The sequence below is a fragment of the Acidithiobacillus ferrooxidans ATCC 23270 genome, assembly GCF_000021485.1.
GTDB lineage: Bacteria > Pseudomonadota > Gammaproteobacteria > Acidithiobacillales > Acidithiobacillaceae > Acidithiobacillus > Acidithiobacillus ferrooxidans.
The window spans coordinates 1,991,572-2,008,272 of the sequence record NC_011761.1 but is presented as its reverse complement, the minus strand read 5'-3'; the positions used below and the strand labels follow the sequence as shown (position 1 = coordinate 2,008,272).

At 57.6% G+C, this 16,701-nt stretch carries 12 protein-coding genes; 4 read left to right on the top strand and 8 right to left on the bottom strand.

Going from position 1 to position 16,701, the window contains the following annotated elements:
- Positions 1 to 80 precede the first annotated feature (80 nt).
- The 3 genes from AFE_RS10375 to AFE_RS16830 form a co-directional block, all read right to left on the bottom strand.
- Positions 81 to 2,147, bottom strand: a complete 2,067-nt coding sequence (locus AFE_RS10375) for a transglycosylase domain-containing protein (RefSeq protein WP_012537083.1) — start codon at positions 2,145 to 2,147, stop codon at positions 81 to 83.
- Positions 2,148 to 2,154: 7 nt separating this feature from the next.
- A complete protein-coding gene (locus AFE_RS10370) occupies positions 2,155 to 6,066 on the bottom strand; it encodes an alpha-2-macroglobulin family protein (protein WP_236608987.1) in 3,912 nt (1,303 codons plus the stop codon).
- Positions 6,067 to 6,970: 904 nt separating this feature from the next.
- Entirely contained in the window at positions 6,971 to 7,642 is a 672-nt protein-coding gene (locus tag AFE_RS16830) for a hypothetical protein (protein ID WP_012607362.1), read from the bottom strand.
- A 354-nt stretch (positions 7,643 to 7,996) separates the two neighbouring features.
- Here AFE_RS16830 and AFE_RS10365 point away from each other — a divergent pair, with 354 nt between their 5' ends.
- The 4 genes from AFE_RS10365 (at position 7,997) to AFE_RS10350 (ending at position 12,106) form a co-directional block, all read left to right on the top strand.
- Complete coding sequence (locus AFE_RS10365; protein WP_012537081.1) at positions 7,997 to 9,184, top strand: outer membrane protein assembly factor BamB family protein; 1,188 nt, start codon at positions 7,997 to 7,999, stop codon at positions 9,182 to 9,184.
- A 12-nt stretch (positions 9,185 to 9,196) separates the two neighbouring features.
- On the top strand, positions 9,197 to 10,318 hold the full coding sequence (locus AFE_RS10360; RefSeq protein WP_012537080.1) for a carbohydrate porin: 1,122 nt from the start codon (positions 9,197 to 9,199) through the stop codon (positions 10,316 to 10,318).
- A gap of 627 nt (positions 10,319 to 10,945) precedes the next feature.
- On the top strand, positions 10,946 to 11,386 hold the full coding sequence (locus AFE_RS10355; protein ID WP_012537079.1) for a hypothetical protein: 441 nt from the start codon (positions 10,946 to 10,948) through the stop codon (positions 11,384 to 11,386).
- 114 nt (positions 11,387 to 11,500) lie between these two features.
- Positions 11,501 to 12,106, top strand: coding sequence for a thioredoxin fold domain-containing protein (locus tag AFE_RS10350; RefSeq protein WP_012537078.1), 606 nt, complete (start codon positions 11,501 to 11,503; stop codon positions 12,104 to 12,106).
- A 256-nt stretch (positions 12,107 to 12,362) separates the two neighbouring features.
- Here AFE_RS10350 and AFE_RS10345 read toward each other — a convergent pair whose 3' ends face one another.
- From AFE_RS10345 to AFE_RS10325, 5 genes are all read right to left on the bottom strand, one after another.
- Positions 12,363 to 13,556: a cation:proton antiporter gene (locus AFE_RS10345; protein WP_012607360.1), complete on the bottom strand. Its 1,194-nt coding sequence runs from the start codon at positions 13,554 to 13,556 to the stop codon at positions 12,363 to 12,365.
- A gap of 754 nt (positions 13,557 to 14,310) precedes the next feature.
- On the bottom strand, positions 14,311 to 14,658 hold the full coding sequence (locus tag AFE_RS10335) for a hypothetical protein (RefSeq protein WP_225487057.1): 348 nt from the start codon (positions 14,656 to 14,658) through the stop codon (positions 14,311 to 14,313).
- A gap of 70 nt (positions 14,659 to 14,728) precedes the next feature.
- Complete coding sequence (locus AFE_RS15725; protein ID WP_012607358.1) at positions 14,729 to 15,028, bottom strand: hypothetical protein; 300 nt, start codon at positions 15,026 to 15,028, stop codon at positions 14,729 to 14,731.
- Positions 15,025 to 15,423 carry a P-II family nitrogen regulator gene (locus tag AFE_RS10330; protein WP_009566795.1) on the bottom strand — a complete coding sequence of 133 codons (399 nt, stop codon included), beginning with the start codon at positions 15,421 to 15,423 and terminating at the stop codon, positions 15,025 to 15,027. The genes AFE_RS15725 and AFE_RS10330 overlap by 4 nt, the downstream gene beginning before the upstream one ends.
- 55 nt (positions 15,424 to 15,478) lie before the next feature.
- Positions 15,479 to 16,693: a porin gene (locus AFE_RS10325; RefSeq protein WP_012537073.1), complete on the bottom strand. Its 1,215-nt coding sequence runs from the start codon at positions 16,691 to 16,693 to the stop codon at positions 15,479 to 15,481.
- Between the last annotated feature and the right edge of the window lie 8 nt (positions 16,694 to 16,701).

Sequence of the window (16,701 nt, the reverse complement as noted above, 5' to 3'; positions counted from 1 at the left end):
TCTGTGTTTCAAAATCGTAAAATCTTGTGTATTGGAGCAGTCGCCCGGAGCGGTTCTAACCGGCGGGTGTTTTGAGCTTTTTACTTCTGCGCAGTGGTAGTGCCACCCCACTCCACATTTCCCGCGCTGATCGGTGGTACTGCCCGCAATGCCCGCTTCACCAGTTTGCCGTTGGCGTCGAGAATGCTGAGATGATAGAAACCCGCCACAGAGGGTGTCCAGCGCACGCTTCTCAAGGCCGGGTCGGACGGAATGGGGCGACCATCCACCAGAAAATGAAAAGGTCGGCTGCCGCCGAGCACGCGAATACTGACCGGCTCACCGGCGGTCAGTTGTGCGCCCGGTGCGGGTGCGGCGATCTCCAGCAGGGTACCCATGGGCAGGCGCTGCAGGGTCAGTGGCCGGGTGGGCGGGTGCACCGACAGGGCGCGGCCCGGCAGGATGCTGAAGACCTTGGCGAGAATCGGAATGGCGGCAAGGGCGGTATCACCGGGCAGGGCAGCGCCGTTGGGCTGACCGATCCAGACGGCGGCGGCGTAGCGGTGATTGAAGCCTATGGCCCAGTCGTCGCGGTTGCCGGCGCTGGTACCGGTTTTCCAGGCGATGCCGGTGGGACCGCCGAAGGGAAAGGGACGGTTGAGGATGGCGGTGACCTCCTCTGCCGCATGGGGGGAGAGCAGGCGGCGTTGTCTGCGACGCTGGCCGGCGATCAGATGCAGGCGCTCCACCACCCCGCCATTCGCCAGCCCGGCATAGAGCGCCACCAGCCGCCGCATGGAAATGCCGGCGCCGCCCAAGGCCAAGGGCAAGGCCGGGTTGGCCCCATAAGGTAACGTCACCGGCGTGCCCGCGGCCGTCAGGTGTGCCGCAAAGCGCAAAGGCCCATAGGCTTCGATGAGGTCGATGGCGGGCACATTCAGGGAGCGCCGCAGCGCGGTGGTCGCCGTCACGATCCCCATGTAGGTGTCATTGTAATCATTGGGTTCATAAGCCCCGAAGTTGCTGGGGAAGTCGGCCACATTGGTAGTCGGACGGATCAGTCCCGCTTCAAAGCCGAGTCCGTAGAGGAAAGGCTTGAGAGCAGACCCCGGCGAGCGTATGGCTCGGGTCATGTCGATGAAGCCATGGCGCTGCGCATTGCCCCAGTCACCACTGTAAACGGCGCGGATACCTTTGGTCTTGAGGCTAACTACCACGATGGCGATGCTCTCCGTCGGCTCCATATGGCGAAGCGCCTGTCGGGCGATGACGGCGATGGCACGATCCATGGGCGCATCCAGGGTGGTGCGGGTGCCGCTGGGCAGCACCGAAACCGCCTGGGGCGAGAGCAGCGGCATGGGGTAGAGACGATGGGGCAAGGGGGTGGCCAGCGCGCGCTCCAGCTCTGCCTGGGAAATGACGCCTTGCCGCCGGGATTCCCGCAGGATCTGGTTGCGGGTGGCGAGGGCACCCCGCGGATGAATCAGCGGATTGAGCTGGTTGGGGTTGCGCACCATCATCACCAGAAAAGCCGCCTGTGCCGGTCCCAAGGTGCGTGGTGACTGGTGGAACCAGGCATGGGCGGCGGCCTCGATCCCCTCGATATTGCCACCCTCCGGGGCCAGAGATAGCCACATGCCCAGCACAGCGGATTTGGAATGGTGTTCGAAGAGGGAAATGGCCTGCATGGCTTCCAGCATCTTCACGGGCAGGGTGCGGGGCTGGGGACGTAACATCCGTGTTACCTGCATGGTGATGGTAGAGGCGCCGGATACGACGTGACCCGCCAGAACCATCTGTCCCACGGCGCGAAGAATGGCGAGAGGGTCGATGCCGGGATCCCAGGAGAAATGCCGATCCTCGATGGCCACCAGCATCTGCCGCATCACCGGGCTGACTCGGTGCGGAGCGGTAGTGAAGGCCCACTGTTGCTGTTTATTGAGGAACAGGGCCAGCACATGGCCGTGACGGTCGTAGATAATGCGGCCTTCCTGTGCCAGGGTCCCGGCGCCGGGTGGCATAAACCAGGCTGTGATAGCCAGCACGACGAGACCGGTCAGCAGCCAGCGCCAGGCACGCTGCCACCAGCGGTGCCTGCCCCTGGGCCAGAACCAGGCCCCGCCCTGAGCCAAACCGCACACCAGCCAGCCAGACCATCGCCCGGTCATGGGTCGCTCAGGAGGCCGGCGGTGTCACGGCCACCTTCCGCCCGGTCGTGCGCGCGAATATGGACGGGTGAAAGAGGTCGCTGACGGTGACCCCCGGCAGGACGTACTGACCGGGGGTGACGGCGCGCAGCAGGATGGCCGTCTTGAAGTCTGGAACCCCATTGCCGTTGAACGCGTCATTGTTTTTGGGGGCCATCCGAAAGGCCGCTTCGTAGCGATCATCGGTGGCGGCCGTGGCTTCCGGCGCCGTCAGATGATGCAGCCAGGACAGGCCATGGACCTTGCCCGGCGTTACGCTGCCGGCCAGTTCCCAGCCCGGCGGCAAACCCATATCGAGCAGTGCGCGATGGGGCAGGTTGTCGGTGATCGCCCCTTTCAACACGACTACGAAGACGGTGTTTTGTGGAAGGGATTCCGGCTTCAACGGTTTACCAGCCAGCGTATAAAAAGCCCGGCTGACCTCCATTCCGTGGGCGGCGGCGGGCGGCGGCGTCAGCGTAATGCCTGTGGTCGCCAGCGAAACGGGGAGGATTTCGTCACCTAGATTGCGTAGCGTTACGGGTCCGGTCAGGGGCAGGACCACGGGCCCTGACCGCTGAATGACCTGGTTGCCCCATTGGCCATGGACGGTCTGACCCGCGCCGCCCAGCACGCCATCGGCGTAGAGCGCCCAAGCCAGTTCCTGGGTGGTCAGGTCGTCGGGTTCCAATCCTGCGCCGGGGAGGTCCTGCCGCAACTTGGTCACGGCATCGGGCATCAAACCGGTCTGCGCGATGATGGCGGGCACGGCCCAGGCGTCGCGCAGCGGCGAGCCAAAGGCCGCATCCCAGTCGGAACGCCCCCACCACCAGTCGCCGCCGACCGGCTCTTGCGTTTTGATGGCCTTCCGCAGGGCTTTTAGCGCCTGGTGCGGTTCGCCGATGGTGTTGAGGGCCGAACCCAGTTGTGCCAGCGCCAAGGGCATGCTGATCTGGTTCATGTGCCGTGCCAGCATACGGATGGCCCCCGCCGGAGGTTTGCCCGCCAGGCTCAGGTCATAAACGGCGTAGATGCGGTCAAAGACGGTGTGATTTTCGTTTTCGACTTCCTGACCCAACCAGTGCAAGGCTTGATCGATGGTCGGTTGCGGCACCGTGGCCCCGGCCTTTTGTGCGCGGAGGAGGAATTCGGTGGCAAAGGCCGTAAGCCAGGGTTGGGCGTCACCATTATTGGACCACAGGCCGAAGGCCCCGTCATAGCGCTGATCATTCAGCACCTGATTGACGTAATCCTGGAGTTTGGCGGCACGCCGGGGCGTAATCAGCGGCGGCTTCAACACCGTCAGCGGGAAACCTTTGCTGGCGGCATTCAGCAGGGAACCACCGTGCCAACCTTGGTAAAGGGCCTGTACATAGGCCTTGGGGTTGAAGGGCATGGTATTGCCGAGTGTCACCGAGCTCACGGTGGAACCGGGGATAAAGCCCTGGGTATCCGGCTGTAGTGCCTGGTGGTCGCCCGCCGCCAGCGTCAGATTATGGTTTTTGGAAACGGGCGGCTGCGTGGAGTGCACCACCATATTCCAGTGGCGAACCAGGCGGTAACCATCCGGACCCGTGACGGTCAGGGTCAGGTGCGCCATGCCCTCTCCGGTGCCTGCCAGGGTCACCGGCAGCAGACGCATGGCTTGCGGTTTCAGGGATGCCGCACTACTGCCATTGCTCCCGACGCGGATTGGCCCGGTCGCCGTGACCTGACTGTGATATATGCCCGCTGGCAGCTTCAGGTTCTGCAACATGACCGTAGCCTGGACGCTGTCGCCGGGAGACAGGAAGCGCGGCAGCAGCAGGTTGGCGATGAGGCGGTTACGAATGATGATGTTGGTGTCGCCGGCACCGACCGCGTCGCCCTTCCAGGTCACGGCCATGAGGTGGAGTTCGCCGTTGAACTCCGGCATCGTGAGGGGCAGTTCGGCGATGCCATCACGGTTGGCCTGCACCGGGCCGGCGAAGAGCGCCACCACCTTCTGCGGAATGGGTCGCGCCGCCGGGCCGAAATTGGCCCCTGCGCCGTTTTGCAGCAGGGCTTCAAAACCCGTGGGGCGGGCCAGCAGGGCGCCGTAGTCGTCAAAGACGCTGATATCCAGCCGCCGCTTGCCAAAGAAGTGGCGCAGGGGGTTGGGATTGGGGAACTGGGTGAGGTTGAGGATGCCTTTATCGACCGCCGCCAGCGTCACATAGGCGCCGGGGCGGGTTTTCACCGGAATCCGGATGGTCTGCCGTGGGCGGTATACCGGATCGACGGCAAAGCGGACCGGAATGGCACGGCGGCCCGGCTGGAGGCCGAGCCAAGTCAGACCGATGGCTCGTTCCGGGGCCTCGGTAGCACTGGCAGGGCGGAACACATCCACCAGCGCATAGGCGCCCGCGCCCCAGCCCTTCCGGACCTGCACATGCAGGGTGCGGCCCCCTTTGGGCAGGGTAAAGTTCTTCACCTTTAAAATCTTGTCATTGGCGATGACCAGTACCGCCGGGCCGGAGAAGGGCGCGGAGACATGGATATCGGCCGTGCTGCCCGCGGCATATTCCGCCGCACCGCTGCGCACGGAAACCCGCTGGGGCGCCCCCGGATTGCCGCTGGTCTGCCAGCCGGAGTAAAAAATCACCGAACTGGCGGCCAGGCCGCCGTGGGCTTCAATCACTCGCAGGCGGTAACGGCCATAATCCAGCACGGGTAATTGCAGGGCATATGGTTGACCGGCTGGCAAGGTTACATCCTTGGTCAGCACCGGATGGTTGATATAGGTATAGCCCCAACTGGCCACTCCATTATGTAGGGAGATATTCCACTCGGAAGACTGCCGGACCACCTGGATCTGCACCGGCATGACCTTGGCCTTGCCATCGGGGGCTACCGCCGCGATGTGAAAAACCGGTAATTTCCCCGCGGTTACGGTTTCATCCCGGAAGCCGTTTTCGATGCCGATGAGGGGATGATCCGGCGTGACGGGCAGAATGATGCGACTGTTCACCGGGCGGCCGGAGGGCTCGTTGATGGAGACCGCCACATGCGCCTCCAGAAAACGGGTGCTGTCCGGTATTTTCTTCAGGTCAATGGGTACTTGAGTGAGGCCCGTGGCGTCGGTTTCCGGCAACGTGGGCTCTTGCACCGGTGCCGTAAACACCTCGCCATGCAGGCCGAAATGGTAGTGCTGCCATTGCGGATAAGGGGTAGAGCCGTTGCTCAGGCTGATCCGCGCTGTGCCCGACAGATGGGCGCCGGGGGCACCATAGAGATAACGCACATGTACCGGCCACTGCACCTGTTGGCCCGCCGGAATGGCCTTGGCGTTGCCTAGCTCGACGGCCAGGGTCGGCGGTACAAAGGCGGATACCGTAAAGGTCTCCTTCGCCAGAGCGGACTCACGTACGCCGGTGGCCAGGCTCACGCTCCAGTTACCATCCTGCGCCGCCAAGGGCAGTTTGACGGGCACGGCGATGGCGTCGTCGTCAGACAGTTTGGGGACAGTGTCCAGGAAAACCTGCCCGCCGGGCCGGCGGACGATGAGGTGCAAAGGCAAGTCCAGCGGTCTGCCGGCAGCACTGCGATAAAGGGCCGCCACATGCACCGTCTCGCCGGGACGATAAATACCGCGGTCCAGCCACAGGAAAGGGCTGACCGGTTTCAGGGCCGTTCGCCCGGAGATGCCGCGTCCGGACAGATTCAGCGGCGATCCCTGCAGGTTAAAGAGGGTGAACTCGTTACCGGGACCATAAATATGCAGCGCCGCTGGACTCTGTCCGCCGCTGCCCTGCAGGATGGGTTTCGGAAAGACGGCGATGCCGTCGCTGTTGGTCCGCACCGTTTGCAGGATATCGTTGTCCTGGGCGATGAGTTCGACTTTGACGCCGCTCCAGGGGCTGGCGTCGGTATAACGGCGCATCTGCACATACAAGCCATTACGCCCCTGCCAGACTGTCGGTGCCAGGTTGGTGCGCAACACCAGTTGCACGGTGTTGAGGCTGCCGTTGGCATTGGGCGTGCCGTCTCCGGGGCCGATCTGGATCGCGTAGAGCCCCGGCTTCTGAAGGATTTTGGGCAGGGGCAATATCGTGTGCATCAACTGGTTCTGCGTGAAATGCGGGATGTCTGCCGTTCCGCGCCAGACCGTCAGGCTGTTCTGGTTGTTCAGGGTGGATTCGTCGCTGTCCTGATTCAGCAACGGGTGATTGGCGACGAAAGCCAGCAGGGCGCGTTCCGGCACCCGATTGATCTGCAGTTTGACCCGTGAAATATTGACGCTGGAAAAACCTACCGCCGGTGGCAGTGATGCCGGAATGATAAAGCGGCCGGTATCGGAGATGATGCTTGGTGAGCGATTGGGCAGGGTCAACGTAATGCTTTTCGCCGCCGTCATGACCGCTCCGGCAATGGCGGGCAGGCCTGCCCGGATATGCGTCTGCGTGCTGCTGCCCGCAGGCAGACCGGTGACGCAGATGCCGCCGTTCTCACGGACCACCGCCGCATGGGGCCGGACGGGGGAAAAGGTTACCCAGTTACTGGCATGAAAATCCGGTGCCTCGGAGAGCGGGGCGGTAAACTTCACGCAGGTGCGGGTTGGGAACTGGTTGGCATCCGGGGTCACACTTTGCACCTGGAAGCCATAGGTCATGACCGTTTTTTTCAAATCGGCGGCAATCCGCGCATCCGCGGGATAAGTGCGGTACATGGCTTCCAGCAAATGAATTTCGCCCAGGTGATTACCGCGCGCCGCCAGAGTTTGCCGCAAGAGATTCAGGGCGGGAAGCAGTATGGCGACATCGGGTTTGCGCTGCTGAATGGCGCGCTCATAAGCGAGGTAGGCGGCGTAAGCGATATCTTTCTCGAAGGGCGCGCCATTCTTGCGGATGGCGTTGGCCAAGTGCCACCAGATCTGCGGATTGCCGTTGTTGCCAAGGGCGATACGTTGTTGGTAGGCGGCGACGGCCGATGACCAGTCGCCCGCGGGCGTAAGCCTTTTCCGCTGTGTCCAGGGCATGGGTACGTTGCTGCTTTTTCCAGGCTTCGTGCTGGGTTTGGAGGCGTGCGGCCTTGGCCGTGTCGCCAGCTTTCAGGGCCGCGCGAATCGCCTGGTCATTGGCCCGGCCTGCCGCACGGAAGCTGTGCCCCAGCTTGGAGGACTCCAGATCACTGGCATAAGTCTGCGCATCGTTCCCCAAACCGGGCAGGGCGCGGGACAGGTTGACCAAGGGAAGCGTAGCACCATTGCTCGCGGAGTTCGTCAGTGCCGTAGGCAATGCCTCAGGGGTGGCTGGGGTGTTGTCACTGCGTTGGGTCGGGGATTGGGGCATCGCCGCGCTCCGGGTTGCCAGTGCGGACGTGGCGCCGGCAACCGGCGCGGCGGGCTGAGAGCCTGATGAACCCTTGCCGGTGAAGGCCCAGGCGGCAAAGCCCATGGCCGCAATCAACAATGCTGCTGCTGTCAGTACAATCCGGCGACTGCTTTTACGTTGCGGCATCGTTGGCTTCCCTTGGGTTGCGGCTACTGAGCTGTATTATTATTTTCTACAGTGATTTGATCAATGCATTGTTCTTGGCCGTTCGGTCAACACAAACCACCTACTCAAATTCCGTAATCGAACAAGGCGGGTGTGGCTCAATGGTGCGTGGAGCCGGAGACGCCCGCGAGGAGAGCGGAACGTTTATTTAGCGTATTCAGATAATCTTAAATATTATGGCATATAAATCCTGCGCGCCGGTGCGACAATTTGCCGCATGCATCACGGGCTGCATAGCGTGTAAAATTCCTTCGAGTTACATAGAAAAAAATTAGTTGTTACTAGCGTGCATCCAACCCCTAAGGAGGTATTCCCATGCGGTTTAGATTTAATATTGCTTTGGCAACGATGATCTTTTCGTCACTGGTGGCGTCGCCAGCCATGGCCGGTGTGCCGGTGCAGTGGTCGGTGGATGTCCATGCGCCGATCTACAACCCACCTCGAGTAGCCGATGGCGTAGTTTATTTCGATACGGCTCAATCCAAAGGCCCCAATGTCTTCTCGGCGAAAAATGGGAAAATTCTTTGGCGGTTCATGACCGGTGGGACAATTCTAATGCCCCTGACCGTGGGTCATGGACAGGTTTGGGTTGCGTCTGACATGGGCAGCACCCATTATCTACGGGCGATCGAGGCCAAAACTGGCAAGTTGATATGGGACTACACCAGACATGAGCCTCCGGAGTGCATGTGCAGTCATCTCACACATTATGAGCATCATTTGCTTTTCGCACAGACGGATGGTCACAGCCTGTATGCCTTTTACCCGGTCGGGAATATTCCGAACCGCCGGTTATGGGCATTTACGGGAGATGGCGCCAAATTGACGGCACCGGTAGTGGTGGATCATACCGTCATTTTTGGTTCCGCCGATCATAGTGTTTATGGGCTCTTCGACAAAACCGGGAAAATTCGTTGGCAACGGAAGACCGGTTATGGCTTCATGGCGCAACCCGCCGTTTGGAAGCATGAAGTGATCATCGGTAATCGGGGTGGTACCGTACATGCGTACTCTACAACGACCGGCACATCGTTATGGAATTTTACGACCAGCGGGCCCATTAATACCACTGCACTCATCTGGCATGACAGTGCCTTTATTGCATCAGGGGCCGGGGATCGCGGCGTTTATGCCCTCTCCGCTAAAACTGGGAAGCAACTATGGTATACCCGGATGGCCGACTACACGGCCTACGCTCCGATCATGGCCAAGCAAATCGTGGTTGTTGCCTCAAGGGACGGAAATATGCTGGGTCTTTCCGCAACAACCGGAAAAGTACTTTGGCGCAGTGAGTTGCATGGTATTCCAAAGTCACAACCGACACTTTGGAAGGGCGACGCTGTACTTAAGGTAAATGATCACAAAATTATGGCATTCAATGCACAGAGCGGGGGCTTGGTGTGGACCTATCATAGCAAGAATGTGGTCACCCGCCCCGTCCCCAAGGGCGACAGCGTCTATGTCGGCACCAGCGGCGGGGCCTTGGTAGCCATTGGCCAGTGATGGGGACGGCACATGAATGATTTATATAACCGGTGTCGCGCATGTCGTCCAGTTTGCCTGGTAGCACTTGCTTTAACCTGCCTGTCGGCATCGCCATCCATAGCCGAGGCGAACAATCTGCGCTCGGCGGTTTCCTGGAATCTGCACCTCAGTCTGGAGGGTATCGACAATTTCTCCGGAGGAATCGCCCCGGGCGCCGTGGGTAATGCTACGGCTAGGGCGGGTTTTGCCTTCAATACCCGTCGCGCCGGTTGGTGGACCGGCGGGCGATTCGTCGCACAGTTTCTGGCCATTCAGAATGGCAATCCGGAGCACTACGTGGGCGATACCCAAGGGGTTAATGCCTTTACCGGGCTTAATCGGGGCGCGTTCTATCAACTGTACTACCGGCAAAATATAGATAATGCCACGTTGAGGGCAGGACTCATCAGTGCCAATGATTATTTCGATTCCACCGGTGTAGCGAGTAATTTCCTGAATGTTTCTTATGGGTTTGGCTCCGCTATGGGAATCAATGTTCCAGGAGCTTCTTCTTACCCATTTTCCAGCCTTGGAGTGATGGGAAGCTATAGCGCTGACGGCTGGACGGGAATGGCCGGCATTTTCGAGGGAGATGCCATTCATCCTTTCAAGGATCCTACGCATCGTGGAAACATGATCTGGCTGGAGGCCGACAAGAGTGGTTCTCTGGGTGATGGAAAATATACGGTGAAAGTGGGCGGGTGGCGTAACCGCCAGTTGCCACAGTATCAGGCAACGCTGGGTAATGACACTAGTGGTATGTATACCACGGGAGAATATCGCTGGGAGATGGACGGTATGGATTGGGGCAGTTTTTTGGAGTTCGAAGCTGCGCCTAATCCGGTGAATCTTCTGCCTTGGTATATGGGTGCCGGGTTGCGCCTGAAACACTTCTGGGCGGTGCGCCCGGGGGATAGTGCGGGTATCGGCATGGCCCGGGCATGGTTGAGGGGCGCTCCTTATAATGCGGAGACAGACTTTGAGGGATATTATTCTGCGCGGATAATCCGTCGGTTATATCTACAAACAGACATTCAGTATGTCGTCCATCCCAGCGCAATATACCAGAATGCGCTGGTCGGTATCGTGCGCCTGCATGTCACTTTTTCCTAGTAAAATGAATTCTGCATTTATATGATTATATCGAATGGTTGCCCAAGTCCGGCGTCCAGATCACGGGTAAGGAACCTCGTCTTATTTAGCGTTGTCGTGTAGTACCTTCTCCTTGTTTGCCGGGCGGATTCCCCCCGGCTTTTTTGTATATCCAGGCAGAAATGCTCCAAGGGTGATCCCCGAAAGGGGATCACGGAAACCTGTATTGGCGCTACATGATTTACTGTTATTCTTCGTAAATTATACGATTATGCTTGTGTATGCCAGCGGTTCACTTGAAGTATGGCAAGATCTCGCTTATACATATGCAGTAGGGGAGATGTGGTGGGGTGTCCCATGCTCCGTTTCGCATCACCATGCTCTGCGTGCTGCGAGGAGGCGTCATGACCTGCGGGGGAGTTTTTAAGGCTGAGCCCGGAGACGCCGCGATGGAGGGCGCTGTGGGGCTGCTTGCGCAGCAGTTGCGGGTGCCGTAAGGTTCGCTATGGTGATGGCGTCATCTGTCGAATCTGGTCGGGCAGGAGGATTGCCGGAAAATATCCAGGCTATTAGTGTAAAACCCGGCTCGAAGAAATATGGAATACCATCCTTAGTAACATATAAATATTGCATTATAAGGAAATTAAGATGGCAAGGATAGCTGAAGTAATCATGGCGCTTATTGTTGTGCAACTGCTCTCCGGATGCGCAATGTCCGAGGACAATGGCCAGGCTGATTATTATAAGGGGCTCGCATCGCAGCAGGATCTCCAAAAAATCTCCGCCATACCAGCAGAAAAAAAGCCGATTGCTGTAAACCAGTCCAACGAGATAACCGATCATGCACCTCAGGTTGTTGACACACAAAAATCAGAAATACCCCGCTCTGAAGGAAATACTTCTGCCGAGACAGTGAGGTTTCGTGAGAATCTCAAAATCGGTGATATGTCCCAGTGCGGTATGGTGGTCAAGATAAGACGGCCAATCGTCAAGATTCAAATGGCCGACAATGAGAGATGGATAAGAATATCGGAAATTTATCCTGCCGGTTCCGGGCGGTTGTGCCGTTTCAACGTCGGTGGCAGGTAGGCCATAGCAGTGTTTGCCATGGTTCTGTAATGCTCGACGTGGACCAGGCAAATGATGCGGAGCAGACTTTGATATGCAATTTTGTGATATGGGCAGTCATGCCGGATAGTTGTGATGACGAATGATAGCGGCATCCAGAATATCATGAACTCATTTCTGATGTTCTGTGTGTTGTGTTTGATGAGCATGAGCGTTGCCATGGCCGGTGATGCGCCGCATGGTGGGAGCAAAGCACATATATTATGGACGCAAATATTGCGGCATCGTGTTACCTATATTCAGGACGGAACGCATGGTCCGGTTATATATGATGTTCAGGATCCGAATTGTCCATATTGTCACGTACTATATGAAAATGAGATCCCCCTGATTGAATCCGGGAAACTAACCGTGCGGTATATACCAGTAGCGATCTTGACTCCCGGAAGTCAGGGGGAAGCGGCGGCATGGTTGCAGGCCTCACATCCACTGTTTGCGTTGCAGCATTTTGAAAATATCGTTGGTGATGCCTTTCGTAGCGAAAATACTAGCACCCTGCCGACAGTAACAGCCAGCGCGTCGACGAGAATCAGGCTTCATGATAATCTTCTTATTATCAGGTCATTGGGCGTAACAGGAACACCCGCCATTATATACCGGACTGAAGGCGGCAGGATTAAAATAGCTATGGGATTGATATCCAGGCGCAGGTTGGTTGCCATGTTGCCCTATTTCAAATAGGTTTCATCTGAAAAGCACAGTCAGGATGTGTTACCGCCCAGCTATACTCCGCCTTCCTGACCCTTTCGCGCCGAAGCTTGCTGACAATTCCGTCGATCCTGTACCACAGCAGGAATATCCCACCGAGCACAAAAATTCCTTCTGCAAGATAGATCATCGTAAGCGTTTAGTCTCCAGCTATTTTCGGCACCCTTCTGCCCATTATGCCGGGTATTTAAGGGTCTGGTTAATAAATGAAAACTCCGTTTACATAAATTCAGGACACCCTCCGTGCCAGCGGCGAAATGCTCAGTCCCTGAATCAGGATGGTCAGTAATACGACGCCAAAAACCAGGTTAATCAGCAGGGAGCGATGGGGAAAGTCATGCGGAAGACTCAGGGCCAGCACCATGGACAGCGCCCCGCGGATGCCGCCCCAGACCAGCACAAAATTCCAGGCAGGAGGTATCCTGGCCCGCGTGCGACTCAATAATCCGCTCATCCCGTAAATGACCGCGGCTCTGGCAAAGGTGGCCGCTACATAAGCGGCCAGAATCAAGGGCCAGATACCGAGCAGGTCAGGCAAGTGGATGGTGAAACCGACGAGTAGAAAGATGATTGAATTCAGGGCAAAACCGATATATTCCCAGAACGTGTGGACCGCCATTTTAACGGATGCCGTCATCCCTTGTTTGGCCCCGTAATTGCCGCAGATCAGCCCGGCGACGACGGTACTGATGACGCCGGAATAGTCGAGCTGCATCGCAACGAGAAAACTGCCATAGGCCGCGAGAATGGTGATGGTGATTTCGACCATGCCATCATTGACGCGTTTGATGATTTCGGAACTCAGCCAGCCAATGACCACGCCCACCAGCGCGCCACCGCCGACCATTGCGAAAAATTGAATGCCCAGTGCCGAAGCGGATACCGTTTTGCCTTCCGCCAGCGCAAGGAAAAGGCTAAAAAAGACGATAGCCGTACCATCGTTAAGCAGACTTTCACTCTCTACTATAAGGGTCAACCGTGCGGGCGCCTGCAGTTTGCGAAATATGGAGACCACAGAAATCGGGTCGGTGGCCGCCACAGCGGCGCCGAATACCAGCGCGACACTGACGGGCATGACCACATTCGATGAATCGGGCAGATATTGTCTGCTCCAGAGAAACATGAAAGCGGTCACGATTATGGAAATAAGCACACCCGGCACCGCCAGGCCGAATATGGCGAGACGGTCACGCCACAGGGCGCCGGAGGAGAGATGGTAGGCAGACTCAAAAATCAACCCGGGCAGAAAGAGGGCGAATACCAGATCATGGGTCAGTACCGGCGCCCGAAACAGGTGTAACGTCTCCAGCACCAAGCCGCCCAGCACCAGTGCAACGGTATAGGGAATGTGAAAGCGGTTCGCCAGTACCGACAGCAATGAGGCCGCCATAAAGAGATAGAGTATGGTAGTTTCCGGTATCATTGTTCCTGCACACTATTCATGAAAGGTGAAAGACAGCCATAAGGACCGCAGCACATCCGAGTAAAGGGCAATGACCGGATAACCGTTAGCGAACGGCCCGCAAGTTCCAGCCTCCATGTCCATGTGAGCCATCAAGTACCCTGACGAGGATGGTATATGGGCATGGTATCATTATAATCAATCATCTCATAGGCATAAGCTCTACGCCTGCTTTTCCACAGATTTCCTATCGAACTTTTTTAATCGTCCAATCCGTCTGGATTCCCGGTGATAACCGAAAAAGGAAGAACTGAGCCGCTTCTCCCCGGAGGAGATGTTGGCGATCATAATCTGTGCGTTTCGTAAACTTATCCGCTTTTTTCGGAGTGCATGTTTGCGTAAGATCTGTAAATGACGGTGACCGTCGTGCCAGACCCACCCCGCTAATGCGATGAACATGAGCAATAACACCCCTATTAAGTACTCCTCCAGCATGGCACCCTCCCAATTCCATCACAACACGACGCGGAAGATATCTTGGCATCTCGGGTCCGCTGGGCGAAATAGGATGACGTAAATCCCCCCTCTGCTCTTGTAGTGCAAAAATATCTTCCGCATCGTAGCGTAGATCGCATGATACACCTGGGTTCTATGCCAACGTCTTCCTGGCAGATTATTCCTTCCGCAAAAATTGCGTTTTGTCGGCAAACCAAATCAAGTGATGATTTAATTCGCTCAGCAATCCCCAGACGTGGTCATCTTCCACAGGGCCTGGCTAAAAGAGCCAGTCTGCCCGGCATATCAAAATACAGCGCCAGTGTTCCACGTCCTGCAGACTGACCCCATACTGACGGGCGATGTCCCCGATCCGATCGGGTCTTGCGCGGTACGCCGCCAAAGCAATCATGGCCTTGATCGATGGGTCGGGCTGCCAGTGACCTGTCGTCGATCTCGCCCGAGGGGGATAGAGCTGCCACGCAGTTTCCAGCAAGGTCCTCCAGCAAAACTTCACCAGACCGGCGTCGACCTGTAACTCCTGAGCTAATTTGTCAAAAGTCCATTGCGATTTTCTCACCGCAATCAGCGCCAGAGCAGCGCGAAACTGGCGTGAAGGGGATGTCATGAGAGCTACCATAACAGACTCTTTTTGGAATTAAGGTAGCGAAAGCACCAAGAAAGCATACTGCTCACCGCTATCCTGGTCGGATGATTTGTTTTTGATCCTGCCGCGCTGCATGATAACCCTCCAGAAAGGTATAGAATAGTACCCTTGGACAAGGGTGGTTCCTTATTGAATATATTTCTTGCGCAGCCAAAATTGCCATTTGAAAAGCAGCCAGAGGATGTGTCATCGCCCAGTCATACCCTGCCTTTCTGGCCTTCTCGCGTCGATGACTACTGACAATTCCACCGATCCTGTACCACAGTAGGAATATCCCGCCAAGCACAAAAACGCCTTCTGCGAGATCACCGGCCAGCGACGGGGTGCTCATGACGCCGAAACCTTACCGTAAAAAGGTGGGTTACAGATACTCTCGCCTATTTCCCCCGTACGGATGCGGACGGCCTCGGTGACCTCGGAGACGAAGATCTTGCGGTTGCCGATCTTGCCCGTGCGCGCACCCTTTTCGATGGCCTCCATGGCCTCCATGGCCTCCATGGCCTCCATGGCCTCGATGGCCTGGTCCAGGACCTCGTCGGCCTCGATCTTGACCTTGGGGAGGAAGTCGACGACGTACTCCGCCCCCCGGTAGAGTTCGGTGTGCCCCTTCTGGCGACCGAAGCCCTTGACCTTGGTCACCGTCAGGCCTTGGATACCCATGGCCGAAAGCGCTTCACGCACATCGTCCAGATTGAAGGGTTTTACAATGGCTGAGATCAATTTCATGACGACACCTCTTAACACAGGATGAAAGCATCCCAGGGGGAGGAGCCCCCAGGGCTCAGAACATGAAACCGCCTTCCACCATGCCCCGGAGTTGGGTACCACCTACGCCACTGGTGCCGGACCAACCAAAGCCGGTGGGCATGGAGGCATCCACGTAGGACAACTCGGCGCGGGCGAAGAAGCCGCCTTCCTGGTAGGTGGGTGTGACGGTGACGGACCAGGCATGGGAGCCAGGGCCGAAGCCGGTGAGATTGGCAGCGCCATCGTTGGGGTTGCCGGAATTGGCGATGTATTCCACGCGACCGGCAACGGACATGGTGTTGGTCAGGCTGTAATCTGCCAAAACGGCAGCGCCGATAGTGCTGGTGTTGCTCCCGTTCGTGATTCCGGAATAGGCATTCACCGCGCTCGCCGGAACGGAGGTGTACTGCACATAAGGCGTCACGAGGAGGTTTTCACCGGTATAGGTATAGCCCAAGTCGTAGATACTCTCATTGTTTTGCAGAGGTGTGGTGGCAATGGAGGAATAGGCAAAATTCGTATGCCCCATATTGCCGCCGGCCTGGAAGAAAACGCTGTTTTCTTTGTTGATGGCCCAGGTCAGGGCGCCAGTCACCCAGTTGAATCGGTTGGAATAGAAGCCGTCATTCCAGGATACCGAGGCGGTGACCGGCCCCATGGTGTAATTGGCCTGGATGCCCTTGTTGACGGCATTCTCCTGGCCCCAGAGCAGGCCGCGCTCAATGTTCCAGTTCTGGTAGCTGAAGGTGTATTCCGCGCCGATCAGGGTCGGGAGTTTGCCGATCTGGACATTGAAGTTATCGGTGGGGGCAATTTCGAGATAACCGACGGGCAGGGCACCGAAGGTGTTCTGGGTGAAGGTGCCGGTGGAGACAAAATTGGACCCGAGGCTCATGACGTTATAGGCCCCTGCCTGCAGATAGAACTGCACCAGACCGGAGTTCTTCTGGATGATCACCTGACCGTTGCTGATGTCGGCGGACGCAGATTTGTTGCCGGGATTGCCTGATCCTGCGAACTTGTTGTCCTGCCAGACGGCGTAGCCGCTGGCCACGCCCTGCACGTTCAGCGTGCCCAAAGGGCCGGCCTGGAAGGTCAGGGGGCTGGGCATTTCCAAGGGGGTCGCTTGTGCCGCCTCATTAACGAAACACAACAGACACCCCAACGCAGATAACGCGGAAATCCGCGTCATTGAGCGCCGATGTCTGATTCGTGGACACTGTTTTTTGACTGCTACGCGATTAAACATTTTCTCCT